The sequence below is a fragment of the Micromonospora kangleipakensis genome, from assembly GCF_004217615.1.
Taxonomy (GTDB): Bacteria; Actinomycetota; Actinomycetes; order Mycobacteriales; family Micromonosporaceae; genus Micromonospora; species Micromonospora kangleipakensis.
This window is the reverse complement of record NZ_SHLD01000001.1, coordinates 4,098,259-4,121,723: the sequence shown is the minus strand read 5'-3', so window position 1 is coordinate 4,121,723 and position 23,465 is coordinate 4,098,259. Positions and strand designations below refer to the sequence as shown.

26 protein-coding genes are annotated in these 23,465 nt (G+C 68.4%); 16 read left to right on the top strand and 10 right to left on the bottom strand.

Annotated elements, in window-relative coordinates; all coding sequences use genetic code 11:
• The first annotated feature begins 142 nt into the window (after positions 1-142).
• Positions 143-730: a methyltransferase family protein gene (locus EV384_RS19785; protein ID WP_207232380.1), complete on the top strand. Its 588-nt coding sequence runs from the start codon at positions 143-145 to the stop codon at positions 728-730.
• Positions 731-942: 212 nt separating this feature from the next.
• Here EV384_RS19785 and EV384_RS19780 read toward each other — a convergent pair whose 3' ends face one another.
• On the bottom strand, positions 943-1,515 hold the full coding sequence (locus EV384_RS19780; protein WP_130335439.1) for a GNAT family N-acetyltransferase: 573 nt from the start codon (positions 1,513-1,515) through the stop codon (positions 943-945).
• Between the two features lie 204 nt (positions 1,516-1,719).
• On the opposite strand from EV384_RS19780, the gene EV384_RS19775 reads away from it, so the two are divergent.
• The 4 genes from EV384_RS19775 (at position 1,720) to EV384_RS19760 (ending at position 4,614) form a co-directional block, all read left to right on the top strand.
• A complete protein-coding gene (locus EV384_RS19775) occupies positions 1,720-2,466 on the top strand; it encodes a hypothetical protein (protein ID WP_130335438.1) in 747 nt (248 codons plus the stop codon).
• A gap of 285 nt (positions 2,467-2,751) precedes the next feature.
• Positions 2,752-3,303: a glyoxalase superfamily protein gene (locus EV384_RS19770; RefSeq protein WP_130335436.1), complete on the top strand. Its 552-nt coding sequence runs from the start codon at positions 2,752-2,754 to the stop codon at positions 3,301-3,303.
• Between the two features lie 172 nt (positions 3,304-3,475).
• The gene (locus EV384_RS19765; protein ID WP_130335434.1) at positions 3,476-3,913 is read left to right on the top strand and encodes a hypothetical protein; all 438 of its coding nucleotides are present in this window, start codon (positions 3,476-3,478) and stop codon (positions 3,911-3,913) included.
• A 251-nt stretch (positions 3,914-4,164) separates the two neighbouring features.
• Entirely contained in the window at positions 4,165-4,614 is a 450-nt protein-coding gene (locus EV384_RS19760; RefSeq protein ID WP_130335432.1) for a YcxB family protein, read from the top strand.
• Between the two features lie 141 nt (positions 4,615-4,755).
• On the opposite strand, the gene EV384_RS19755 is transcribed toward EV384_RS19760, so the two are convergent.
• The 5 genes from EV384_RS19755 to EV384_RS19735 all read right to left on the bottom strand — a co-directional run bounded on the left by EV384_RS19755 (position 4,756) and on the right by EV384_RS19735 (position 7,863).
• Positions 4,756-5,052: a hypothetical protein gene (locus EV384_RS19755; protein WP_130335430.1), complete on the bottom strand. Its 297-nt coding sequence runs from the start codon at positions 5,050-5,052 to the stop codon at positions 4,756-4,758.
• Positions 5,053-5,170: 118 nt separating this feature from the next.
• On the bottom strand, positions 5,171-6,049 hold the full coding sequence (locus tag EV384_RS19750; protein WP_130335428.1) for an RNA polymerase sigma-70 factor: 879 nt from the start codon (positions 6,047-6,049) through the stop codon (positions 5,171-5,173).
• Positions 6,046-6,636, bottom strand: coding sequence for a carboxymuconolactone decarboxylase family protein (locus EV384_RS19745; RefSeq protein ID WP_130335426.1), 591 nt, complete (start codon positions 6,634-6,636; stop codon positions 6,046-6,048). Before EV384_RS19745 ends, EV384_RS19750 begins: the two co-directional genes overlap by 4 nt.
• Positions 6,637-6,940: 304 nt before the next feature.
• A complete protein-coding gene (locus EV384_RS34925; RefSeq protein ID WP_165439834.1) occupies positions 6,941-7,228 on the bottom strand; it encodes a hypothetical protein in 288 nt (95 codons plus the stop codon).
• Positions 7,210-7,863 carry a hypothetical protein gene (locus EV384_RS19735; RefSeq protein WP_130335422.1) on the bottom strand — a complete coding sequence of 218 codons (654 nt, stop codon included), beginning with the start codon at positions 7,861-7,863 and terminating at the stop codon, positions 7,210-7,212. Before EV384_RS19735 ends, EV384_RS34925 begins: the two co-directional genes overlap by 19 nt.
• Positions 7,864-8,101: 238 nt before the next feature.
• On the opposite strand from EV384_RS19735, the gene EV384_RS19730 reads away from it, so the two are divergent.
• On the top strand, positions 8,102-9,094 hold the full coding sequence (locus EV384_RS19730) for a DUF1152 domain-containing protein (protein WP_130340692.1): 993 nt from the start codon (positions 8,102-8,104) through the stop codon (positions 9,092-9,094).
• 248 nt (positions 9,095-9,342) lie between these two features.
• Positions 9,343-9,840 (top strand): DinB family protein, encoded by a 498-nt coding sequence (locus EV384_RS19725; RefSeq protein ID WP_207232379.1) that lies wholly within the window; start codon positions 9,343-9,345, stop codon positions 9,838-9,840.
• A gap of 136 nt (positions 9,841-9,976) precedes the next feature.
• Here EV384_RS19725 and EV384_RS19720 read toward each other — a convergent pair whose 3' ends face one another.
• Positions 9,977-11,380 (bottom strand): hypothetical protein, encoded by a 1,404-nt coding sequence (locus EV384_RS19720; RefSeq protein ID WP_130335420.1) that lies wholly within the window; start codon positions 11,378-11,380, stop codon positions 9,977-9,979.
• A 160-nt stretch (positions 11,381-11,540) separates the two neighbouring features.
• Complete coding sequence (locus EV384_RS19715; RefSeq protein WP_207232378.1) at positions 11,541-12,917, bottom strand: serine hydrolase domain-containing protein; 1,377 nt, start codon at positions 12,915-12,917, stop codon at positions 11,541-11,543.
• A 197-nt stretch (positions 12,918-13,114) separates the two neighbouring features.
• On the opposite strand from EV384_RS19715, the gene EV384_RS19710 reads away from it, so the two are divergent.
• Entirely contained in the window at positions 13,115-13,645 is a 531-nt protein-coding gene (locus EV384_RS19710) for a barstar family protein (RefSeq protein WP_242624168.1), read from the top strand.
• Between the two features lie 303 nt (positions 13,646-13,948).
• Here the strand turns inward: EV384_RS19710 and EV384_RS19705 are convergent, their stop codons facing one another.
• A complete protein-coding gene (locus EV384_RS19705; RefSeq protein WP_130335418.1) occupies positions 13,949-14,704 on the bottom strand; it encodes a GbsR/MarR family transcriptional regulator in 756 nt (251 codons plus the stop codon).
• A 226-nt stretch (positions 14,705-14,930) separates the two neighbouring features.
• Between EV384_RS19705 and EV384_RS19700 the strand changes: the two genes are divergently transcribed.
• Positions 14,931-15,602, top strand: a complete 672-nt coding sequence (locus EV384_RS19700) for a DUF4097 family beta strand repeat-containing protein (protein WP_130332182.1) — start codon at positions 14,931-14,933, stop codon at positions 15,600-15,602.
• 17 nt (positions 15,603-15,619) lie between these two features.
• Positions 15,620-16,441 carry an alpha/beta fold hydrolase gene (locus EV384_RS19695; RefSeq protein WP_130332180.1) on the top strand — a complete coding sequence of 274 codons (822 nt, stop codon included), beginning with the start codon at positions 15,620-15,622 and terminating at the stop codon, positions 16,439-16,441.
• A 23-nt stretch (positions 16,442-16,464) separates the two neighbouring features.
• On the opposite strand, the gene EV384_RS36150 is transcribed toward EV384_RS19695, so the two are convergent.
• The gene (locus tag EV384_RS36150) at positions 16,465-17,235 is read right to left on the bottom strand and encodes a hypothetical protein (RefSeq protein WP_242623997.1); all 771 of its coding nucleotides are present in this window, start codon (positions 17,233-17,235) and stop codon (positions 16,465-16,467) included.
• Between the two features lie 125 nt (positions 17,236-17,360).
• Between EV384_RS36150 and EV384_RS19685 the strand changes: the two genes are divergently transcribed.
• From EV384_RS19685 to EV384_RS19650, 6 genes are all read left to right on the top strand, one after another.
• Positions 17,361-17,831: a VOC family protein gene (locus EV384_RS19685; RefSeq protein ID WP_341273638.1), complete on the top strand. Its 471-nt coding sequence runs from the start codon at positions 17,361-17,363 to the stop codon at positions 17,829-17,831.
• Between the two features lie 235 nt (positions 17,832-18,066).
• Positions 18,067-19,230: an IS110 family RNA-guided transposase gene (locus tag EV384_RS19680; RefSeq protein ID WP_130335416.1), complete on the top strand. Its 1,164-nt coding sequence runs from the start codon at positions 18,067-18,069 to the stop codon at positions 19,228-19,230.
• 86 nt (positions 19,231-19,316) lie between these two features.
• A complete protein-coding gene (locus EV384_RS19675; protein ID WP_130335414.1) occupies positions 19,317-20,354 on the top strand; it encodes an IS110 family RNA-guided transposase in 1,038 nt (345 codons plus the stop codon).
• Positions 20,355-21,019: 665 nt separating this feature from the next.
• Positions 21,020-21,682, top strand: a complete 663-nt coding sequence (locus EV384_RS19665) for a hypothetical protein (protein ID WP_207232377.1) — start codon at positions 21,020-21,022, stop codon at positions 21,680-21,682.
• Between the two features lie 369 nt (positions 21,683-22,051).
• Complete coding sequence (locus EV384_RS19655; protein ID WP_130335410.1) at positions 22,052-22,702, top strand: HAD family hydrolase; 651 nt, start codon at positions 22,052-22,054, stop codon at positions 22,700-22,702.
• 56 nt (positions 22,703-22,758) lie between these two features.
• Positions 22,759-23,349, top strand: coding sequence for a class I SAM-dependent methyltransferase (locus EV384_RS19650; RefSeq protein WP_130335408.1), 591 nt, complete (start codon positions 22,759-22,761; stop codon positions 23,347-23,349).
• The last annotated feature ends 116 nt before the right edge of the window (positions 23,350-23,465 follow it).

Genomic DNA, 23,465 nt, shown 5'->3' with positions numbered 1-23,465 from the left:
AAATTCGCCCGGAACCACGGGGTCAGTTTTCAGGCGGAGCCGACACCGGTCAGCGGCATAGAGAGAGAGTGCGTTGTGGGGTGGCTTTCTCTGGGCGGCGTTGCGGTTGTATACCGCGACCTGGTTCGGTGATACTCGCGGCGTGCCCGTGCCGTATGAAGAGGTCTCGCACTTGGCGCGTATCGTCTTTTTCGTCAGCGTCGGCGCCTTCTCTGCGGGCGAACTCTCACAGGCGCTCCGCGTACGCCGCGGCGCGACGCGCGTCAGTGTGCGCGCGGAGATCGTGTTCAGAGCGATGTTCTTCAGTGCGATCCTGCTGTTGCCCGTCGGTCGACCTGTCGCCCCGAGCGCCGTGATCGCCGGTGGTGTGTGGCTGTTCGCGCTTGGCGTGGTGATCGGGTGGCTCGGCCTGCTGCTGCGCTGGTGGTCTTTTGCGAGCCTGGGGAACTACTTCACCGTGGTGGTGAAGACCAGTGAGGACCAGCCGGTTGTGGAACGGGGTCCATACAGGGTTCTGCGACACCCGAGCTACACCGGCCTACTGCTCGCCATCGCGGGAGGCGGCCTGATGTTGGGAAATTGGGTCAGCGCCGTGGGCGCGGCCGGCTTGGTGCTGATCGCCCTGATCTATCGCCTTCGGATCGAGGAGCGCGCCCTGAGTGCGGCACTGGGCGACCGCTACCGAGAGTTTGCAGCGGGCCGCGCCCGGCTCATCCCCTACGTGTGGTAACCCTTGCTACCCAGCCCGATCCGTCTCGCCCACGCGGAACCTTGATGTGGCAGCAGGTTCGCGCGCTCATTGGCACGTCCGCGCGCCACCAACGGTCGACAGCCGGCTGCGCTCCGTGACGCGCGGTCGGCGGCATGAGAGTGCACTGTGTCAGCCCCATCAACTCGGCGGAGTGAAGCACCGCAGGCCGCCGTCTCGCGAGCGAGGAGGACTCAGCGGGCGGGCACCGGCCCGGACGACGACCGCCACTCCCGCCTGATCAGCCCGAACACCCATGAGTCCGATACCTCGCCGTTTACGACGCAGTCTTCCCGCAACGTCCCCTCACGCATGAATCCGACCTTCTCGAGGACGCGCGCAGATGCCACGTTGCGCGTATCGGTCTCGGCCTGGACTCGATTCAGGTCGAGCGTGTCGAACGCCCACTGCAGCAGAGCGCTCGCGGCCTCCGTCGCGTAGCCGTAACCCCATGCCGCATTGTGAAGGCAGTAGCCCAACGACGCGCTGCGGTAGTCCGGGTTCCACCGGGTGAGACTGCACCAGCCGATGAAGGCCCCGTCGGAAAGACGGTCTAGGGCCAGCCGCGCCCCGGTGCCTTCGTCCGCCATCTGCTGGCAAGCCGCGATGAAGCGCTCGGCGCGCGCACGTTCGCTCCACGGAGGCGCGTCCCAGTAGCGCAGCACGTAGGCGCTGCTGTGCAGCGCGAAGAGCGCGTCCCCGTCCGCGTCGGTGAAGGGACGCAGTCGCAGGCGAGCGGTGTGCAGCGTGGGGGTCGTCAGGGACATGCGTGCCATCTTGCCTCGTCATGAGGGGCGGCCAGACAACCGAGCACGTGATACTGGCCCTCGCTACCAGGCTTCTCCATGGACGGGCGGAAAACTGTGTCCGCCCATCGGCAAGACCGGACGCCGGCTCGGTCCGCTTGCCGTGACGCTGCGTAGCGCACGGCCGGCGGCAGATGCGGGTGCCGTTGGATGCTGTGCGATCGTGTGCTCGGCGTGACGGACCGAGGCCGCGAGCATCCTGCGGTCGGCTTGCCGCGGCCCGAAGCAGATCAGCATCATGCCGTCGTGGGGTCGGACTGGATCTGGGAGCTGCGAGTGCCGGCGGCGGCAGAGCCAGCTCTTCGCGAGCTGTACGCCCTGGCAGCCGACCGGGACCTGCGCCCGCAACGCCCCGATGGGCTGATCAACCTGTTCACCGACCCGGACGCCGACCTGCGGACGGTCGAGGACGCACAGGCAGCGCTCAGCGCCATGGCGACCGGCACGGAGCATGGCCAGCTCTGGGCGAACGGCGACGTCGACATCTTCGTGAACTGGCAGGAAGGGACTCTCGTCTGGACGTTGGACGCCGCCTTTTGTTACCGCCGCCCGACACCCGAGGCCGACACCTTCCGTGAGTTGCATGCTCGACTGACCGGCTTGTGGCTTGATGCCGCCGAGCGTCTGAACGCTGACGCCGGCCGAGTCCTCGACGAGTGGTCGTGCGAGCAGGTGTGGGATCTCGGCATCCACGACGCCTCCCACCCGGCCGGTGGTTGGCCGGCTGAGCTCGGCTGGTGGACCTACCTGGGCCCCGATCGCCGCCTGCCACCGGCGCCGCTGCCCGAGATCGCTGCCCAGGCGCGCCGACTCCCGAACGGTGCCCTACTGGTCAAACTCCTCGATGATCCGGCCGCCGTCGACCCGCTCCGCTACCAGGACATCCACACCCGCTGGCTCCGGGCGGCATGAGCTTGCAGAGCAGGATTCCTTTGCGCCACTGGCGGCCCAGCGCACGTACGGCGGCATGAGTGAGCGGCCACCGCCGCCCATGACGAAACGACGGACCGTCTCATGAACGGTGGTGTACCGAACGCCAGGCTGGCTACCATCGTGACTGGCTCGGTGCAGCCAGCCGCTCGCGCCCCTTCAGGGTTGGTGAATGCACTGGATGGTTGCCGAGCATCGGCTCTCTAACCGCGGCGCTAGCCGACAACGCGAGCATCGGCAGGACGGGCCGTGTGAAAGGCCGACGCAATGACGCTCCCCAGCACAGAGCATGCCAAGAAGCTTGCCAAGCTCCTGCGAGATGACCTTGCCGTAGCCGGGTTCAGCATCCCGCACAGCCTCGCGCTGGAACTCATCGCCCACCAGTTCAACGCCAAGGACTGGAACGTCCTGGCCGCGGCGGTGGGCCGCCCCAGACGCTCAGCCTCGCCGGAGATCCGACCAGGCGTGCCGGTACTTCGGGTGATGTCCGTCGAGGTTGCGCTGCCGTTCTATGTCGACTACCTCGGCTTCAAGCTGGACTGGGAGCACCGATTCGAGCCCGGCCTGCCCCTGTACGTGCAAGTGTCCCGCTCGCAGGCCGTACTGCACTTGTCCGAGCACCACGGCGACGGCAGCCCGCACGGTGTGGTCTGGTTCCCTGTCACTGACGTGTTCGGCCTATACAAGGAGTTGCTTACCAGACCGAACGCGCCGGTCCGCCCGGGCATCGACGGGGACGCTCCCGGCGGCCCGACGCTCGAGGTCATCGACCCTTACGGCAACGTGCTGCGATTCGCCCAGCCTTCGGCAGCCGGGTAGCGCAGCCAGAGATCAGGAGGCTAGGACGCACTCTTCTCGGCACGTCCGTGCGCGGACCGCGGAGGCTTGTCGTGACGCTGAGTAGCGCGCTAATCGCGGCATGACCGGATACCGAGAGGGCCCGGTCCTTCATCGCAACGGGCCCGCAGTCGTTGCGGCTAACGTGTCGGTGGTGAGTGAGGCAGAGCTGATCGGACACGAACTGATCGAGCCGTGTGCGGAGTGCGGTGCTGCGGCAGTTGGTGTGGTCACCGAGGCGGTCGACGGGGACAGGCTCGCCTGGGCGGTCTCGACTCGGTGCAGCGGGTGCGGCAGCGCCACAGAGTTGGATGGCTGGGGCGAGATGCCCGCCATGCTGCGGACCGCGCTTGTAGCCCGCGTCGGCCTGGTCCGGCTGCGAGCTGATCCGGATGCCAGCCGTCCGCTCAGACGGTGCCTCCTCGGTGAGTTCCGCAAGCAGGGGGACACGATCGATGAGGCGGTCAGCGCATTCGACGCGCTAATCGGCAACGGGATCCTCGGCACGCCTGCCGAGATGCGGCTGCTTGCCGGGCGACTTACCGCAGCAGGCGCGACCGTATCGGTGGAGCCACACGCCAGCAGCCGGTGAGCGATGCACCACCACGCAGCACGCTGATCGCGGCAGATCCGGATACTGAGTCGCCGTAGTAGGGCCAGGGAGGCTATCCGCTCCGCGGGTGCAACCCAGATGCCGGATAGCTGTCTGCCGTGGTGGACCATGGTCTTCACTCGGCAGGTTCCCGACGCTTCGGGCGGCCATCGCTGTCACGCTGGGCGACGCGCGACTTGCGGCGATGCCGTGCCATACTGCGGCGCGTGCACGCAACCGGGGAAGTGCAGATGACGTACGGCCTGGTACGGCGGATGAGCCAAGACGCACAGGGCCGCCGGCAACGCGTCATACGGACGCTCCTGCTCGCCCTCGCGGCACTGGCTGTGCTGCTCACGACACTGACCGGGTTCAACGGTCGGCTGCTCTACCTCGTGCTGGTGTTGTGTGCCGCGTTCGCCGTGACCGAACTCCTTCCGGTACTGAGTTGGTTGCTACAGCGCAGCCTCTTCGTCGAGCCGTTCCGGTACGAGGTGAGCACGTCGGGCGTCCACATCCAGACCGCGAGCAGCCAAACACAAATCGACTGGTCCGGCATCACCCGGATTCGGCGGCGACGCCACACCTGGCTGCTGAAGTACGGCATGAGCCAAATCCCGGTGCCGCGGGCGGCGTTCTCGCCCGAGGATCAACGGATCGTGGATGACTTCATTGTCAGGCGCCCCGAGTTCGCCGGGTGACCGTCCCCAACGCGACCAGCCCGAGCAGCGCGACCGCCGAGGTGCAGCACGTCGACAGCGTCCCCGCGCGCAGCAGCCGACAGCTCGGCTACGGCCAGTAACGCGTACGGTACATGCGCAAGCACGGATTGCCATGAGCGGTCAGTGTTCGTGCTGATCCATCGTCATCTCCACCGCGATGAAACCCCCGAGCCGGGTGGTTCGCGGCCATGGTGGCGCCTCGGGCTTCCGAATCCAACTGAGATGGACAATCGCGAACGTGTCGTCCGACGCGCGGAAGACCACCGAGTCACAGCCCTCGCACTTCGCCACGGCTGCCAGGTCAAGACCGTGCAGTTCATGGCCCGCCGCGATCTCAGTCGCTGCCTCCTGCTCGAACGTCCGAGCGCTCTCGCCTTCTAGTCGAAACCAGGGCTCGCGGAAGTCGGCTGAACTCACATACGCAGGGTGCCACGGAACGCGCGCTCATCGGCACGTCCGGATGCAGGCACCCGCGATCCGGTTACCTTCCGTGACGAGCGCTTCGCGGCAGATGCGAGCATGCGTAAGCCTGGACTCACCGTCGAAGCTCGGCCACCTCGCCCAGCCGCTCGAGCTTGTGCGGGTTACGGATCGCGTAGATTTGGGTGATCCGGCCGTCCTCGATGACGAACGACACGGCCGTGTCGTTCTCGCCGCTGGGGTCGATGCGCGCCGCGACGCCGCCGTTGAGGTCGACGATGAAAGCCCTGGCGCCGGGCGCGACCTCGGCGAAGCGGGCCATCACCGGGGCGAGCTTCGCGGCCCCGCGGACCGGCTTCGGGATTGTCGGGGCCAGGCCGCCGCCGTCGCCCACGACGAGCACGTCGGGAGCCAGCACCTTGAGCAGTCCGGGCACGTCGCCGGTGGTCAGGGCGGCGAGGAACCGCTCGACCACCTGCTCCTGCTCGGTGCGGCTCACCGACATCCGCGGCCGGCGCGCCGCCACGTGCTTGCGGGCCCGCGTCGCGATCTGGCGCACCGCCGCCGGCGACTTGTCCAGCGCCTCGGCGATCTCGTCGTACGGCACGTCGAAGACCTCGCGGAGCACGAAGACCGCGCGCTCCGTCGGTAGCAGCGTCTCGAGTACCGCCAGCATGGCGATCGACACGCTCTCCGCGAGCTCGACGTCCTCGGCGACGTCCGGGCTGGTCAGCAGGGGCTCGGGCAGCCACTCGCCCACGTACTCCTCGCGCTGCCGCGCGAGCGTGCGCAGCCGGTTGAGGCAGAGCCGGGTTACGATCCGCACGAGGTACGCCCGGGGGTCCCGGACCTCGTAGCGCTCGGCGTCGACCAAGGCTGCCCACCGCAGCCAGGTCTCCTGCACCACGTCCTCGGCGTCGGCGACCGAGCCGAGCATCTCGTAGGCGACGGTGAACAGCAGGCTGCGGTGGGCGACGAAGGGGTCCTCGCTCATGACGCGGACGCTACTCCCGGTCGCTCGGCCAGCGGCTTTAAGCCGCACGCGGCGGCGAAGCCGTCGGACTCGATGCCGAGCGCCACGTTGCCACGCGTGCTCATGTTCGCGAATGCGATCACCGAGGTGAGCTCGACCACGGCGGCAGGTCCCAGCTCGGCGTGCAGCCGGTCCACCAGCTCGTCGGTCACGGTCGGCGGTGTCTGGCTCATCGCCTCGGCGTACTCCAGGACGTCCCGCTCCAGCGGAGTGAAGACGTCCGCCTCCCGCCACCGCGGGATCTCGCGCGCCTTCTCCACGTCGAGCCCCTTGTTGCGGGTCTCGAAGTAGTTGAAGTCCAGGCACCACGTGCAGCCGACTAGCGACGCGACCGCCATGTGGGCGAACGACTTCAGGCCCTCGTCGCAGGCGTCCCACTTCTGCAGCTTGCCGCCGAGGCCGAAGCTGGCGAACAGCACCTTGGGGTTGTGCCAGTAGACGCCCACCGCCGTCGGCACCTTGCCCAGTTTCTTCTCGATCATCCGCTTGATCAGCGCTCCCTTGACGCCGGTGATCTCGGCCGGGGGGATGCGGGTCGTGTGCTCCATGTCTCCTCCTGTGTCGGTGGCTGTGCCGACGGGTTGGTAGGTCGTCACGCCATGGAGACACCGGCCGGGCCGCGGATGTGACATCGAGCGGGAGAAACGACTGGTCTGTTCGTCTTAGACGGCGTCGGTGTACTCCATCGTGGTCCAGGCGTCCTCGGGGATCGAGGAGATCGCGGTCTTGACCTTGGCGTCCAAGCGCACGGTGACCGAGACGCCGCGCCCGACTTGAGTGCCGCGGCCGGGGCGCAGCGGAATGACCTTCCGTACGGGCGAGCGGAACGCGGCAGATGCGGATATCGCAGCGTCACACCAGGTCGTCGAGGCTGAGTCGGTACCACATTGCTGCGGTGAACACGTGTAGCTCCGGTCCTCGTCCGACCATGTAGGTCTGTTCAGGCAGAGACCGGCCATCGGGCAGGACCAGCGGCGCTTCGCTCGCCGGTTCGTACCGGCCCTCGTCAAGACGGCCGAGTACCACCCGGTCCCGCCGCTCCTGGTACCCGCCGATCAAGGCGCAGGTGTTGGCTGTGGCGATCAGTGCTTTGGCCCCGCTGATGGTGTTGCGCCAGCCGGTCACCGTCCCGTCGGACATCCGTACGATCGGAAACCGCTGTAGTAGCACGACCACGCCGTCTCTCCCTCGACGTTGAGGGTGTAGCAGTCGTCGACAGGCCCGAATCCTGTGTCGTACGGGTACATCCAGTCGGGTTCGAGGTCGGCAGCGTAGCGAACGATGCCGTGGTGGCCGACGGGGTCATTGCCGTAGACACCTTCGTCGAAGTAGCCGATCCAGACCCGTCCCGCCGGTGTGGTCAACACATGTTCGATGCCGTCGCTGACGCTTCCACGTCGTAACGGCACACCGTCGGCATCGTAGATCACGGCAGTACCACCCCTGGTCGCCACCACCAGAATCTGTCCACCGGGTAGCGGTTGGACCTGGCAGAAGGGAAGGTCGAGGTCGGCCAGAGCGGTGACCGTAGTCGTGCTCGAGGACTGGATGACCACGCGGGCCGAGACCGGCTGATTCGCGCAGGACTCGTCCAGTCTGGAGGGCTTGAGCAACGACCGTTGTGCGGCAGGGTCTGCCCAGAGGGTGATTGCCTCCCCGGACGGGCCGACTGACGCCGTCACCAGCACGTCCCCGCTCTTCGGGGGCGTCAGCCGTCCGTGCGCGCGCAGCCGAGCAGGCAGCTGATTGTCGTGCTGCGCCGTGGAGATCGCCATCGCCGAAGGATAAGCGCGAGCCCATTCGGACGGCACCTACATTCCAGGGACCGGCAACCCCGGATCCCGATGGTGCCACCGTCCGCTCATTCGGCATGTCCGGACGGCATCCGGGCCAGCTCGGCGTGACGCTGCGTAGCGCGCGGATCGCGGCATGTGCGTACACCCGATCGCTGTTGCCCGTCGCGGTGGGCCACGTGGGTTGGACAGCACGGGCTTAGCTGATCATTGAGCGGTGATGAACCCTGCCGTGCTGCCGGCCGACCTCGGTGCGTTCTCGTTGGCCGTTCCGCCGCTGTTTGCCGCGCTGGCTCCGGCGCGGAGCATCCTCATCGCCGGAGCGGGCGGGGGGTTCGACGTGTACGCCGGCCTGCCCTTGGCGTTCGCCCTGTGGCGCGGCGGCGCACAGGTGCACCTGGCCAGCCTGTCCTTCTCCGAGCTCGAGTTGATCGACCGGGAGGCGTGGGTAGCGAAGGACGTCGCGGCGGTGCAGCCGGACACCACCAGCCCGGACTGGTACTTCCCCGAACGCACGCTCGCCCGGTGGCTGGCGGCTCAGGAGCTGCCGTCGACCGTGTACGCCTTTCCGCCGCTCGGTGTCCAGCCGTTACGGGCGGCGTACCGGTACCTGGTCGAACAACTCGACATCGACGCGGTGGTGCTGGTCGATGGCGGCACCGATGTCCTGCTGCGCGGCGACGAAAGCGACCTCGGCACCCCGGTGGAGGACATCACCAGCCTGGCCGCCGTCGCCGCGCTGGACGTGCCGGTCAAGCTGGTGACCAGTCTCGGCTTCGGCATCGACGCCTACGACGGCGTCAACCACGCCCAGGTGCTGGAGAACCTCGCCGCACTCGACCGCGACGGCGGCTACCTCGGCGCCCTGTCCATCCCCGGTTCCAGCCGGGAGGCGGCGCTGTACCGCGATGCTGTCGCCGACGCCCAGGCCGCCACCCCGGACCGGCCGAGCATCGTCCAAGGACAGATCGCCGCCGCCATCAGCGGCGCGTTCGGAGACCTCCGGTTTAGCCGGCGCACCGGCGGCGGCGACCTGTTCGTCAACCCGCTGATGGCGATCTACTTCACCGTCAGCCTCGACAAACTCGCCGCCCGATGCCTCTACCTCGACCGCATCGAGAACACCATCGGCAGGCGACAGGTCATCACGCGCATCCAAGCGTTCCGCGACGAACTCCTCAGCGCACGCATCCCCCGCGCGTTTCCCCACTGAACGCCCGGACGGCGGCAGATGCGGACGTTGCGGGGGCCGATGATTCAACGCGGCAGCTCGATCGGTTGCGGTGGTGCATCGTACTCACCGAGCGCATAGCGCAACGTCCGGTTCATGTCATTCACGGCCCTGTCTGAGCTCGTAGTCTCCTGCGCCCTGCGTCAGGCGCCCCTCCCGGGCCCGCGTTCCTCAGATCTGGAATAGTCCCCAGGCGTATAACGACGGCCGCGTTGCCCGAGAGGATGACCATGGCTCCCACCAGCACGATGACCGCGGAAGCTGTTGCCCTGCAGCACTTCCTCGACGCCCAGCGGGCCAGTGCGCTGGCGGTCCTCGACGGGCTCGACGAGCAGTTGCGGACCTCGGTCTTGCCCTCGGGGTGGACGCCGCTCGGGCTGATCAAGCATCTGGGTTATGCCGAGCGCCACTGGTTCCAAAGGGTGTTCTGCGGAACCGCGGCCGACGTGCCATGGCCCGATGACGACGAGGAGCTGATGACCTCGGCGCATCCGGTTGCGGAGGTGTTTGCCTTCTATCGGGAGCAGTGCGAACGAGGCAATGCCCTGCTGGCCACCACGCCGCTGGACGCGAAGCCGGTCGGGCGGCACGGCAGTGACCCGGACGACGAGGTCGCCGATTTGCGCGGGATCGTTCTCCACATGATCGAAGAGACCGCCCGGCATCTCGGCCACCTCGACGCCGCGCGCGAGCTCCTCGACGGTCGCACTGGCCTCGGCCCGCGCTAGCGGCACGACCGGACACTGATCGGGCGCGCGGTCAGCGGCAGAAGAGTGCGTTAATGGCGAGCCGAGTTCAGGCGTGAGCGGCCGGAGTCCGCCGGTCACGAAGCGCAACGGGAGGCCCTGCAGGTGGTGTGTTCGCTCAGCTGAGCCGAGCAGCGGCGGTGGCGCATACCTCGGGAGTCTCCATCGGGTCGTCGCGGAGATAGCTCAGCTGTTTGCGGGTCATGTCGTCGAGTGGGGTGTGTTCGGCCGCGAACTGTCGTACATCGCTCTCGCAGTCCCACAAGCCCTCGGTGAGCAGCGAATCCGTGTTACCTGGGTCGAGCGCTGTAACGGCGCGTAGGTACGCGGCCCGCTCGAAGGTGTGCGGGCTGAACCAGGCGCGGCGGAGCCGGGGTACCGCGGCCTGCGCGGCCGGTCCGCCAATACGGGCGATGCCCTCGGCGAGGTCATCGTATCCACAGCGGTCTTCGGCCCTGCGGTCCAGCCAGTCCCAGCCGGCGAGCAGCGCCGGAAGGTCGGAGTCGTCGCCGTGCTTGGCCAGCACCAAGCAGGCGGTCCAAATCATCGGATGGGTCGGGGGTGCGGCCCAGGCTCGGGCCAGCGGGAGTGCCTGGGGGCCGAGCATTCGGATGGCGCGGCCCAGCGGGGCGTGGAGCTCTGTCACGGGCAACTCATCCACGATCGGCAGCAGGTCCGTCTGCGGCCCTCGATGGTTCAGCTCGCGCAACGCGGCTTCCTGCCGGTCGGTCCCGCCGGTACGAAGCACCGTCAGGAGATCCTCGGTCGACTGCTGCTCAAGTGGTCGTGCCAGTGCCGATCGCGGCTGGAACGCCGCAACCCCGGCGCCGATCTGGTCGTCCACGGCGGCCCAGTCCCGCCACGGCCGGCTGCGCCAGAGCACCTCGTCCGCACGGTCACCTTGCGCGAGCCGGGTCCGCGCGACCGGCAACAGATCGTCCCATAGCTCGCGGGGCCAGTCCCGGGCGATCGCGTGGAGCACGTCGACCCAGCGCGGGCACTTGTGCACGTACCACCGCAGCCCGTCGATCGCGTGCCGGTCGCCCGCGCGGCCCAATGCCTCGAGTACCTCGAGGGTGTTGTCGAACGTGTTGTCATCGTCATCGACTGGGTGTTCGCACAGCAGGTTGAGCAGTGGAGGTACCGGCAGCGCAAGATCGCGGATCAGTCGGGCCAGGTAGACGGCGCGCTCGTCGACCAGCCAGTCCCAGCGGTAGTCCCGCTTGACGCACGCGGATACGGCCTGTGGCGCTGCCGGGTCGTGAAGCGCGCGGTACGCGCCCCGGCCGAGGCCGCGCTGGAGCGAGCCTGTGAAGGTTGTTGGCTTGGCGTAGTACCAGACAGCCGTTGTCGGTTCGGTCATCGTGGCCAGAACGCTCCTCGTGGCCCGGAGTGCGAATCGTGGGCCACCGTACCCAAGACACCCGCGCATCCGCGACAGACTTCCGGACGTCGGTCGCCAGGCCACAGAAGCGCCGGCAGAGACCCGGCACGGCTGCGCACGCACCGCGTCAACGGGCACCTGAAACCCGCGCCCGACGTAACCATCCGCTCGTCGGCTACGAGCGGATCGCGGCAGATGAGTGCCTTCTTTGCGTGCTCAGACGCCTTGGTGCACCCAGGTTGGGCGGTCCACCGCGTGAACCGTGACCTTCCTGCCGAAGAGAACGCGGGGGCGGGCACTACAGCCAGCCGGCGGGGTAGACCCCGCCCGGCACGTCGGCATCGGGGTCGTAGGGCGTCCGGGTGAAGCGGAACGAGGCGAGGTCGAGGTGCGACACCGCCCCGTCGGTCCGGCGGACGACCCGCAGCGGCTCGCCTGCGTAGTAGCCGTCGAGCCCGACCCACGCGTCGGCGCCGACCGGGCGGAAGCGGGAGCCGCGGGTGACCCCCGGCTCGCCGAGGACGAGGTGACCGCCCTCGACCCGGGCCACCGTGACGGACGATCCCCAGTGCCACGTGCCCACGAGCTCCAGAAGGGACGCGTCACCCGACGCGGACCACGGCTCGACGGATGCGGGCTCGTGCTGCTCGAGCCCGGCGAGCAGCGCGGTGACCAGGCGCCCGGGCGCCGGGCTGCTCGTCGTGTTCGTCAGCACGACGACGCCGTCTCCGGTGTCGCGGGCGACGCGCAGCCCGGCGACGAAACCCGGCATCGACCCGCCGTGGCCGGCGTACCGGCGTCCGTCGACGTTGAACACCTGCCAGCCGAGCCCGTGCGCAACCGTCCAAGGGTCACCCTGGTCGTCGACGACGAAGTGCGGCTCGCACATCTCCTCGAGCGTGTCGGCGGCGAGCAGCTCGCCAGTGTCGCCGGCGAGGAACGCCGCCCACCGCGCGAGGTCCTCGATCGTGGTCCACAGCTGGCCCGCAGGGCCCATCGCGCCGGCGTCGTGCTCTGGCTCGGGCAGGAGGACGTCGGCAAAAGGGTGCACGGCGAGACCGCGCGCCGCGCGCCCGGTGGGCCACGTCGTTGTGCGGCCCATGCCGAGCGGCTCGAGCAGGTCGCGGCGCACGACCTCGAACCAGTCGACGCCGTGGGCCCGGGCGATGAGCTGACCCAACGCGCCGTAGCCGACGTTCGTGTAGTGGAAGCGACGCCCGGAACGGAAGCGCTGCCCGACGCCCGACGCGACGAGCTCGTCCCAGGTGCCGCCCGGTGTCCGCTCCCACCACGGGCCGTTGGTCTCGGCCTGAAGGCCGGCCGCGTGGACGAGTAGCTGTTCGACGGTGACGTCGCCGAAGGACGTCCCCGGCACGTGGTCGTCGAACCGGTCGGTCAGGTGGAGCCGCCCAGCGTCGCGCAGCCGCATGACGGCGACCGCGACGAACGTCTTGGTGATCGAGCCCATCCGGTACTGGGTGTCGGTGTCAGCCGGGTCTCCCCCGGCGCGGCCGTCCAGCGTCCCCACCGCACCGGACCAGGCGAGCCGACCGTCGCGCACAACACCAGCGGCCACCGACGGGAGGCGACCGGCCCGCTGCTCCGTCGACAACACGTGGTCGAGGTGGCGGGCGGTCGAAGTGGTGGTGGCCGAGCGGCCGGGGTTCGTGGTCACGGCCCCACCATAGGACCCGCGATCTGGCGTGGCGCAGACCGGGCGTTACCGGTTCTCGGCACGACCGCGCGCCGCCGCCCGTGGACAACCGGCTGCGTTCCGTGACGCGCGGTCCGCGGCAGATCCGGTCATCGGTCGAGGCCTGCCATCGTGCTGTGCTGCCTCCCGGGCACACTGAAGACCATGGGAGACACGACGTGCGCGAGGCCGCTGAGGTCGTGGAACTACGTCGACTGTGGTGGGGCGGAATGACTAACAACTGGTGGAACGCCTCCACGGATCAGCTCACGGTCTGCTCGCGCAGTGCCCTCGTGGAGGTGGCGGCGGTGCTACCGGCACCGGGCAGGATCGTCGTTGCCCGGATTGACGGAACGAGGATGACCGATGCGGACCACGCCTTCTACGAGTTCTCCGACGCGCTGCTCTTTCCCGGCTACTTCGGCTGGAACTGGAACGCGTTGTCCGACTGCCTCCGTGATCTGAGTTGGTTGCCTGCGGACGGCTATCTGATCGTTATCGAGAACGCGCCCCGGTTGCTGTCGAGTGATGCTGAGGATCAACACACGCTGTTTCGGATCCTTTCTCGGGCCGTCCATCACTGGGCGAGCCCACTCGGCCAGCCGGACGGCAAGGGTGTCCCGCTCAAGGTGCTGCTTCTGTGCGACCGCGACGAGGAGGCGGCGCTGTTGCGGCAGGAGATCGCCAGCGCAGTCCGTAACATGCGGTGAAATCGTCGATCCTCGCAACCGCCGTCTGCCATCCGCTCGTCGGCATGTGCGTATGCCGGCCGAGTCGGCACTTCGTGACGCCGCGTAGCGCGCGGATCGCGGCATGAGAGTGCGCCCTTATCCGGAGTCCGCCATCGTTGAGTGAATCCATTGTGTGAGTGAAGCCAGGGAGCTGCGATGAAGGACTTGCCGATCTCACCGACCCCTGCATGAACGAGGCCGTCTGGCGGGCGCGCGGTGGGGTCGGCTCAGGTTGAAGGGGCCGGCGTGGGCATCACTGGCTGTGACCATCAAGACGGCTGTTTATCCGCGGTCTGAACTTGGCTTGGCAGTGCCGCCTGAGTTCGCTTCGGGTTTCGTGTAGAGGACTTCGCGGACCTGCTCCGCGGCGCGGAGGATGCTCTCGCTGATGAAGTCGCTGAAGCGGGCGATGTTCTCGAGGCGGGCGGCGGCCGGGGTGCCGGGGCCGAGGACGCTGACGCCCTGCCGTGCGGTCTCGGCGACCTGGGCGGTGCCGCGGGCGCTGGCGATCGTCGACTGGTACCAGACGTCGTCGTCGACGAAGTAGCGCTCGCGGCGGCGTTCGTCGCGTTCCCGGCGGATGAGGCCCTGATCTTCGAGGAACGCGATCGCCTTGGAGACGGACGCCGGGCTGACCTGGAGGTGCTGGACGAGTTCGGACGCGGTGAGGCTGCCCGCGTCGGCGATAAAGAGGCAGGTCAGCACCCGAGCCATCATCTTGGGCAGGCCCTGTTGCATCAGGAGGGTGGTGAACGCCTCCTCGTACTCACGCACGGCCTCGTCGTCGCGCCCGTGGCCCTGCGCCAGCGCCCCCTGCTCTCTGGGCGGGGTGTGCTTGCGCCGGTGGGCGCGGCGTTCGGTGGCGCGGTGGGCCAGGTCGGCGCGGTAGGCGGTGGGGCCGCCGTTGCGCATCACCTCACGCGTGATCGTCGAGGTGGGGCGGTCGAGACGTCGGGCGATCTCCGCGTAGGCGAGGCCGTCGGCCAGCCCCAGCGCGATCTGCTGACGTTCCTGCTGGGTGAGTCTGCCTCCCGGCACCGCGATCTCCCTTCGTGCTTCCCTGGTGCCGCCAGCGTAGCGTTCGCCCACAGTCCAATGCAACGATCAGGACACCTATCATTGCGTTAGATCTACGCCCAGTGCAACGAAAATTGGCCCTCTGCCTGCACAAACGCGGGTTATGCGCAACGGATCAGTTGCGCCGCACTCGAACGCAACGTAGCGTTTCCGATGTCAGAAACGACGAGCGCACGAGGAGAGCATGATGCAGAAGTTCGACACCCCCGCCGCGATCTCCGCCGTCCTGGACATCCCCGCCGGGCGCATCCAGGTCATCGCCGCCGACCGGGCCGACACCACCGTCGAGGTCCTGCCCGCCAACGCCTCCAAGGGCCGCGACGTGAAGGCAGCTGAGCAGACCAAGGTCGAATTCGGCGACGGCGTCCTGCGGATCAAGGCCCCGGCGGAGAAGAACCAGATCCTCGGCCCCTCCGGATCCATCGAGGTCACGGTCCAACTGCCCACCGGTTCCCGCATCGAGGCGAAGGCGGCCGCCGCCGAGTTCCGGGGCGTCGGACGGCTCGGCGACGTCGCCTGCGAGGGCGCGCACGGCGCGGTCAAGATCGACGAGGCCGCGAGCGTGCGCGTGGCCGCCTACGCCGGTGACGTCACGGTCGGCCGCCTTACCGGCCCCGCGGAGATCAGCACCCAAAAGGGTGACATCCACATCGCCGAGGCCACCTCCGGCACGGTCGTGCTGCGCACCCAGATGGGCGACGTGACGGTCGGCGCCGCCCACGGAGTTTCCGCCTACCTGGACGCCGGCACCGGCTACGGCCGGATCCACAACGCGCTGAAGAACACCGAAGGCGCCGCGGCCGGCCTGAACATCCACGCGACCACCGACCACGGCGACATCACCGCCCGCAGCCTGTAAAGAAAGAGCCATCCGTCATGACCAACCTGAAGAACAGCACTTCCTCGACCAATTCGAAGTGGACCGGCATGGTGCCGGTTGACGATACGGCCCTGGCCGTCACCGACACTGGCGGTCCCGGTATCCCTGTGGTCTACCTCAATGGCCAGTTCGCCACTCAGGGGTACTGGCGGCGGGTCATCGCCGAACTCGGCCCCGACTACCGGCACATCACCTACGACGAGCGGGCCCGCGGCAAATCGAAGAAGTCGGCCGACTACTCCTTCGAGGCGTGTGTCCGGGATGTCGACGTCGTCCTCAAAGCCAGGGGTGTGGACCGGCCGCTGGTGGTGGGCTGGTCCTACGGGGCGTTCGTCGCCGCGCAGTGGACCAGCCGGAACCCCGACCGTGCCCTGGGTGCGGTCTTGGTGGAAGGCGCGCAACCGCACGACTGGCTCGACGACGCGATGGAGCAGCGGATCCGCAAGCTGTTCAAGCGGTTGAGCTGGTTCATGCCGCTGCTGCGCCCGACGGGCCTGACCCCGCGGTTGAACGCCGCGCAGATGGCCGAGTGCAACATCGAGCTCGGCAAGCTCGCCCGCGCACGGAATCTGGGTCCGGTGCTGGACGGCATCACCGTCCCGACGCGGTATGTGTTCGCGTCGGGGGCGTCCATCGGAAGCAAGGGTGATGAGCAGGAACGCATCCGCGCCAGCGTCGATCAGGTGGTCGAGCGCAACCCGAACATCAAGATCAGCGCGAAGGTCGCCAGCAACCACGACCACATCCTGAAAAAGGACTACCGGGCCATCGCCGAGGCCGTACGCGAGGTCGCCACCCTCGACCGCGGCCGGCGTTGAAGACCTGACCAGCGGACTGACGATCAGCCAGGCAGCTGGGTGCCAGCGTGCAGGACTCCACCGCCGGCACCCAGCTGCTCAACCGCGTCGCCGCCGCCCACCCCGGCCTGCGCAAGGTCTGGGTCGACGGCGGCCACCGCACGCACCTGGTCGAGCACGCCGCCCGCCTCGGCATCGACATGGAGATCGTCCAACGCCCGCCCGGGGCCAGGGGCTTTACCCCTGTTCCGAAACGGTGGACGGTCGAGCGCACCTACGGCTGGCTGATGTTCCACCGCCGCCCGGCCCGGGACTACGAAACCCTCCCGGCCCGCTCGGAAGCCATGATCCACCTGGCGATGCGCCGGCTTGGCCACAGTGTCGGTGAGCAGCGCCGCAGCGTCAAGGATGGCGGCTTTGTCACCGGGCCGGGCGTTGCGGCCGTCGGCCAACACCAGCACGGCCTCGGCAGTCGCGATGACGGCCTCGGCGAGTGCGCCGCGCCCCTCACCGAGATGCCAGCCTTCCAGCGACACCCGCGCAAAGGCGAACCGCGCATACACCGCCTCGGAGTAGGGCAACGCGCCGCGCACAACGAGCCGAATCCCGTCCCGGGACATGGCCGAGTAACGCTCGGCCACCCGGCTGCTCGGACGCTGGTTTGAGACGATGAGATCGATAACGCCGATCAAGGCATGGACCTCGGGCGCGGGTTGCTGCTGGAACATGTTCATCATCATCCCGGGGAGATCCGACAAGCGGCCCGGGCGAGGATCATCGGCCGGCAAGGGGCCTCCGACGTGGTAGGCGCTCATCGGCATGTCCGGACGGCAACCGGGCCAGCTCGGCGTGACGCTGCGTAGCGCGCGGATCGCGGCATGAGCGCTGCGCCGCGAGGCGCCGGAGGTGGAGCGTCCGCAACCGCTCGTACCATGGCGGCATGGCCATCGCTCGCTTCCCCAGCATCGTCATCGACTGTCCCGATCCTGGTGCGCTCGCAAAGTTCTACGGCGCGATGTTGGATTGGAAGGTCGACGTCTCCTCCGACTGGGCTGAGGTTCGCGCGGAGTACGGTCAGTGCATCTCCTTCCAGCAGGTGGATGGGTACACGCCGCCGGTGTGGCCAACCCAGGAGCTGCCCCAGCAGATGCACCTCGATGTGATCGTCGACGACCTCGATGCCGCCGAGGCGGCAGTGCTCGATCTCGGCGCAACCAAACACCCGCACGCAGCCCGGTACCTCCTTCCGGGTCTTCCTCGACCCGGCAGGTCACCCCTTCTGCCTCTGCGTGAACTGATCCGGACGGGCGGCTCAATCCTCAATCACAAGAAGCCCTGGACGGCTCGCGTAGGGTTCGCGCTCATCGGCATGTCCGTGCGCTGGCGGCGCCGACTTGCCGCAACTGCGTAGCGCGCGGATCGCGGCTACCTGTTGACTGGTGGTACGACCGCAGCCCGGCCAGGCTTGGTCGAGGTGACCGGTGGGGTCGCTCTCATCGCGGCTGCCCACCGCTGTTTGGTGTGGCTCTCATCTGGCGTGCGCCCCGCCGGTCACCGCGGCGGAGAGAGGCTCAAGAGGGGACTGCCCGGCTCAAGGTAGCGCTGCCCTCCCGTCGACGAACACCGTCGGATCGAGGGAGGACAGGATGGCTCAGGTCATCATCGGCGTGGACCCGCACAAGCGTTCCGCCACCATCGAAATCATCAACGCGCGGGAGAAGACGGTCGGGCAGGGCCGGTTCGGCACCGACCGCGACGGCTACCAGGCCATGCTCGCCGCCGGCCGCAAGCACAAAGACCGCCTTTGGGCGGTCGAGGGCTGCAACGGCATCGGGCGGCACGTCGCTCAACGCCTGGTCGCCGACGGCGAAACCGTCGTGGACGTTCCCGCGAAGCTGTCCGCCCGGGCCCGCGTGTTCGCCACCGGCCAGGGCCGCAAGACCGACCCGGTCGATGCCCGCAGCGTCGCCGTGGTCGCCCTGCGCACCGAAGGTCTGCGGCAGGTCGTCACCGACGACACCACGGTCGCGTTACGGCTGCTGGTCGACCGGCGTGACCAGCTCGGCCGGGCCCGCACCGAAGTGGTCTCCCGGCTGCATCACCTGCTACTCGAGTTGGTGCCCGGCGGCGCGAAGAAGGACCTGTCCGCCCAGCAGGCCCGCGCCCTGCTGGGCACTGTTCGCCCGCGCGACGTGGTCGGCAAGACCCGCCGCCGGCTGGCCTCCGAGCTGATCGGCGAGCTCGTCGTCATCGACAAGAAGATCAAAATCGCGAAACAGGAGCTCACCGACCTGGTCAACAGCACCGGAAGCCGGCTGATGGACCTGACCGGCATCGGACCGTCCGGCGCGGCCCGCCTGCTCGGCGACATCGCAGACATTGCCCGGTTCACCAGCCGCGCCCACTTTGCCTCGTGGAACGGCACCGCACCGATCGACGCCTCGTCCGGCGAGCAGAACCGGCACCGGCTCTCCAGAGCCGGGAACCGGCGCATCAACCGGGCGCTTCACATCATGGCCATCGTCCAGCTGCGCCGTGACACCGCAGGGCGCCGCTACCACCGGCGCAGACTGGCCGAGGGCAAGACCTCGATGGAGGCCCTACGGGCACTGAAGCGGCGCCTGTCCGACATCGTCTACCGGCAGATGGTCGCCGACACGAAGCTGCTCGGGACGGGCCCGGGAGGACACGCGGGGGCGACTCTGCAATCCAGCGCGGCCGACCCGAACCCCGAGATCGACACTTCGGAAAAGTCACTTCCCGGACCCGCCGAACCCCAGCCTAGAACACCCCTCTTGATCATCACTTGATGGCATGAAGGAGCGGGGCCTCGCTCCTCGTGGGTCCCGGGCGGGATGCTCGGGGTGCTCACGTCTCACGACGAAGGAGGCCCCTCGTGCAGGCAGAGTACGACGGTCGGCAGATCGTGGGTATCGATCTGCACCGGCGCCGTTCGGTGATCGTGCGGATGACCGAGGCGGGCGACAAGCTCGACACGGTGCGGATCGACAATGACCCGGTCGCGCTCGGGTTGGAGATCGCCAAGGCCGGCCCGGACCCCGAGGTGGTCCTGGAAGCGACCTATGGCTGGTACTGGGCGGCGGATGTGTTGACCGCGGCCGGTGCCCGGGTGCATTTGGCGCATCCGTTGGGAGTGAAAGGGTTCGCCTACCGGCGGGTGAAGAATGATGCCCGTGATGCCGCGGACCTGGCGGATCTGCTGCGGATGGGCAGGTTGCCGGAGGCGTATGTGGCCCCGCCGGCGGTGCGCGAGTTGCGGGAGCTGGTGCGGTATCGGGCCAAGCTGGTCGCGTGGCGCAGCGGGTTGAAGGCATCGGTGCATGCGGTGTTGGCCAAGCAGGGCGTGCACATCTCCGTGTCGGATCTGTTCGGCGTCGGCGGGCGGGAACTGCTGTCCTGCGCACCGCTGGACGGGGCGTATCGGGGTCGGGTGGACTCACTGTGCCGGCTGATCGACGCGGTTGACTTCGAGATCGACGCGGTCGGCGGACCGATCCGGGCCAGACTCGCCGGGCATCGCGGCTATACCGCTATCCAGGCCATCCCTGGTGTCGGCCCGGTCCTGGCGGCGGTGTTCGTCGCCGAGATCGGCGAGGTCGACCGGTTCCCCGGCCCGGCGCAACTCGCCTCGTGGGCCGGACTGACCCCACGCCACCGCGAGTCCGACCTCGTCGTGCACCGGGGACGGATCACCAAGCAGGGCTCCACCCTCGTGCGGTGGGCCGCCGTCGAGGCCGCCCACGGCGTCCCACACGCCGCCGGCTGGTTGACCTCCACCCGCGCCCGCGTCGCTGAGCGACGCGGACGCAACATCGCCACCGTCGCGGTGGCCCGCAAGCTGCTCACCCTCGTCTACTACGGCCTGCGCGACGGGCACATCCGCGCCCTCGCACCGGCCCGAGCGGCGGCGTGAGCAGGTTCGGACGTGACCGGACGCGAGGTCGTGCTGTGTCTGGCCCCCGTCGGCCGACGGCGAGGCCGCCCGCTTGATTGACCCCGTCCGGTCACGGTCGCACACCACCATGCCCCCGAACCCGCGGGACGAATGGATGACCGGCAGCCGAACCTCGGCCTGCCGTTCCGACATAGGTCGGAACCTGGCGACGCGACCACACCCCACAACGCCGCTTTCCGGCATCACCACGATGGCGTCCACGGCGTCGGCGTCAAGGCCAAGCCCTACCGGTTGGGCCTACGGCCCAGCCTTGACCCCGACGCCGCACAACCGCCTGCCTCCAACCCATGCCGGAAGACGGGCAAAACAATGTCAGCCGGTCAAAATCCCAGCCTTGACCGGCCCCGCTCCTTCATGGATGACACAGAGGGGTGCCAGAAGCGGATGCCTTCGCCGATTTCAGATCTTGCGTTCGGCTCCTGCGCTGCCACGCCGCCGACAGGCAGGCCTCGGCCTCGGAACCGAGGATCCGGTAGGCCGCCCCGAAGATCGCAGGTCGATGCGATTCCCAGTGGGTCTCCGCCAACGTGCCGGTCAGCTCCACTCCCGAACTCCTGCACGCTCGGATCAGCGCCTTCCACGCTTTGGTATACACATGCGACGCTTCGTGGAAGGGAACCGCCGTGGGTTACGAGACCACGTTTGCCGGCCAGGTGACGATCACTCCTCCGCTGAACCAGCACGAGATCGACTACCTGCTGGCGTTCGCCGAGACCAGGCACGAACCCCGGTCCACCGGCCCCTACGCCCTTGGCTACGGCGACGAGATCGAGGACGCCAGGGATCCAGACCCGAGCAAGCCCGGGTACTGGTGCAAGTGGGCGCCGACCGCCGACGGCACCGCGATCGCCTGGAACGAGAACGAGAAGTTCTACGATGCCGAATTCTGGATGGAGTACCTGGTGCACACGTTCCTGAAGCAGGACGCCACCGTCGCGCGCGAACGGGACAACCCGGTGCCCGGCCGGGTGTATCCGCCCGCGCTGGACAGGTTCACCTTCGACCACGTCGTCGACGGCGTCATCGAGGCCGAGGGCGAGTGGCCCGACGACCGCTGGCGTATCGAGGTGCGCGCCAACGCCGTCTACGTGGTCCGGCTGCTGACCGAACCGGACCACGCCGAGTACCCCCGCACCCACCGCGACGACTGGACCGACGAGCAGCTGGCCGACTTCGCCGCGCGGACCCAGCACAATTTCGTGTACCTGGTGCGGGACGGGCGGTTGCACGAGGTGGGCCCGGCGGACGGGACGTCGTTCGACCCGATCCCGGCCGACGTGGACTGAGCGCGGGCCCGGGCGTCCGCGTGGGCAGGGCAGGGCAGGGTTGCGTCGGCGGGTCAACGATGAACAGCTCGCCATGCTGCGGGTTCCGCAAGACCGCCGCCGGTCGCTCGGTGAGGACCCCACTCAGATGATTCCCAGCCGCGCCAGCTGCTGTTGAAGACCGAGCGTCACGGCGCATCGAGGCCCAGCGCGCACGGTCGGCGGCAGATGCGGGCGTCCTTCTCGGCCCCGACCGGCCGCTGGTGCTGCCTCGCAACGTGGTCGACCTGTCCGAGTTGGCCACCACCTCGGCGGTGGCGGCGATCCGGCGCCTTCGGGGGACCGTGGGTGCCGCCAGGTTCGCCCCACCCACTCGACTAGCCTGTCCGGATGATCAATCCGATCGGGCTTGTCATCTTCGACTGCGACGGGGTGCTGGTCGACAGCGAGCGCATCGCGGTCCGCGTCAACATCGCGCTTGGCGCGGAACTGGGCTGGCCACTGACCGAGGCAGAGGTCATCGAGCGCTTCATCGGCCGGTCCAGCACGTCCATCGGTGAACAGATCGCGGCCCGCCTCGGACAGGGCGTGGCTGCTACCTGGGCGGACCGGTTCGACCTAGCACACCGCCAAGCGGTGGACGCCGGATTGACCGCCGTCGACGGGATCAACGACGCGCTCGATGAGATCACCGAGCCGACGTGCGTGGCCTCCAGCGGTACGCACGAGAAGATGCGCCACACCCTGGGCCGCACCGGCCTGTATCCCCGCTTCGAGGGCCGCATCTTCAGCGCGACCGAGGTCGCCCACGGCAAGCCCGCCCCCGACCTGTTCCTGCATGCGGCGGCGACGATGGGTGTCCCGCCCGCGGCGTGCGTCGTGGTCGAGGACAGCCAGTACGGAGTCCAGGCGGCCCGCGCCGCCGGGATGCGCTGCTTCGGCTATGCGGGCGGATTGACCCCCGCGCACCGGCTGGAAGGCCCGGACACGGTGGTCTTCGACGACATGCGCAAACTCCCGGCTCTGCTGAACACAGCCTGACCACGCGCGACGACCACAGCATCAACCGCACCACGGACGGAGAAGCCTTGGCGCTCATGAGCAGCACCGCAGGCTACGGCGAAGCCGCCGACACCCTGGCCGAACAGTACGAGAGCGTCTCGTTTGCCGACGTGCACCGAGACGTCCTGCACCTGTTCCCCACCGAGCCCAGCTCGATCCTGGACATTGGCGCGGGCACGGGCCGCGATGCGGCAGCGTTGTCCGACCTGGGACACCGGGTCGTCGCCGTCGAGCCCACCCCGCAACTTCGCGCGCATGGTCAACGCATCCACGCCGCCAACGACATCGAATGGGTCGACGACACCCTGCCCAACCTGACGGCGCTGTACAAGCGCGACCAACGCTTCGACCTGATTCTTCTGACGGCCGTCTGGATGCATCTGGACCAGCACGAGCGATCGTCAGCGATGAAACACATCAGCGGCCTGCTTCTACCTGAGGGCCGCGTGATCATCTCCCTGCGCCACGGACCCGTACCTGCCGGGCGGCGGATGTACGACGTCTCGGCGGAGGATACGGTCGCGCTGGCCCGCCACTTCGGCCTACACCTCATTCACGACTGTGAACGGGCGGACCCCCTCGGTCGCCACGACGTGCGCTGGAGCTACCTCGGCCTGCAGCTGTAACGAATTCAACTGCAGCCGGCGCCCTCCAGCCGATCTGAAACGCTGGGGCACACATAGCACAGGGAGAATGAGCGTCGTACACCGAGTCGGCAAACAGTCCGCTCATCGGCATGACC

What these genes read in the sequence shown, in the direction of transcription:
- EV384_RS19725 (WP_207232379.1), top strand. Translation starts at nt 9,343, where the DNA reads ATGGCTCCCACCAGCACGATGACCGCGGAAGCTGTTGCCCTGCAGCAC.
- EV384_RS36150 (WP_242623997.1), bottom strand. Translation starts at nt 17,235, where the DNA reads ATGAGCGCCTACCACGTCGGAGGCCCCTTGCCGGCCGATGATCCTCGC.
- EV384_RS19650 (WP_130335408.1), top strand. Translation starts at nt 22,759, where the DNA reads ATGAGCAGCACCGCAGGCTACGGCGAAGCCGCCGACACCCTGGCCGAA.
- EV384_RS19680 (WP_130335416.1), top strand. Translation starts at nt 18,067, where the DNA reads ATGGCTCAGGTCATCATCGGCGTGGACCCGCACAAGCGTTCCGCCACC.
- EV384_RS19655 (WP_130335410.1), top strand. Translation starts at nt 22,052, where the DNA reads ATGATCAATCCGATCGGGCTTGTCATCTTCGACTGCGACGGGGTGCTG.
- EV384_RS19730 (WP_130340692.1), top strand. Translation starts at nt 8,102, where the DNA reads ATGAACCCTGCCGTGCTGCCGGCCGACCTCGGTGCGTTCTCGTTGGCC.
- EV384_RS19745 (WP_130335426.1), bottom strand. Translation starts at nt 6,636, where the DNA reads ATGGAGCACACGACCCGCATCCCCCCGGCCGAGATCACCGGCGTCAAG.
- EV384_RS19780 (WP_130335439.1), bottom strand. Translation starts at nt 1,515, where the DNA reads ATGTCCCTGACGACCCCCACGCTGCACACCGCTCGCCTGCGACTGCGT.
- EV384_RS19750 (WP_130335428.1), bottom strand. Translation starts at nt 6,049, where the DNA reads ATGAGCGAGGACCCCTTCGTCGCCCACCGCAGCCTGCTGTTCACCGTC.
- EV384_RS19685 (WP_341273638.1), top strand. Translation starts at nt 17,361, where the DNA reads ATGGCCATCGCTCGCTTCCCCAGCATCGTCATCGACTGTCCCGATCCT.
- EV384_RS19735 (WP_130335422.1), bottom strand. Translation starts at nt 7,863, where the DNA reads ATGGCGATCTCCACGGCGCAGCACGACAATCAGCTGCCTGCTCGGCTG.
- EV384_RS34925 (WP_165439834.1), bottom strand. Translation starts at nt 7,228, where the DNA reads ATGTCCGACGGGACGGTGACCGGCTGGCGCAACACCATCAGCGGGGCC.
- EV384_RS19760 (WP_130335432.1), top strand. Translation starts at nt 4,165, where the DNA reads ATGACGTACGGCCTGGTACGGCGGATGAGCCAAGACGCACAGGGCCGC.
- EV384_RS19700 (WP_130332182.1), top strand. Translation starts at nt 14,931, where the DNA reads ATGCAGAAGTTCGACACCCCCGCCGCGATCTCCGCCGTCCTGGACATC.
- EV384_RS19695 (WP_130332180.1), top strand. Translation starts at nt 15,620, where the DNA reads ATGACCAACCTGAAGAACAGCACTTCCTCGACCAATTCGAAGTGGACC.
- EV384_RS19770 (WP_130335436.1), top strand. Translation starts at nt 2,752, where the DNA reads ATGACGCTCCCCAGCACAGAGCATGCCAAGAAGCTTGCCAAGCTCCTG.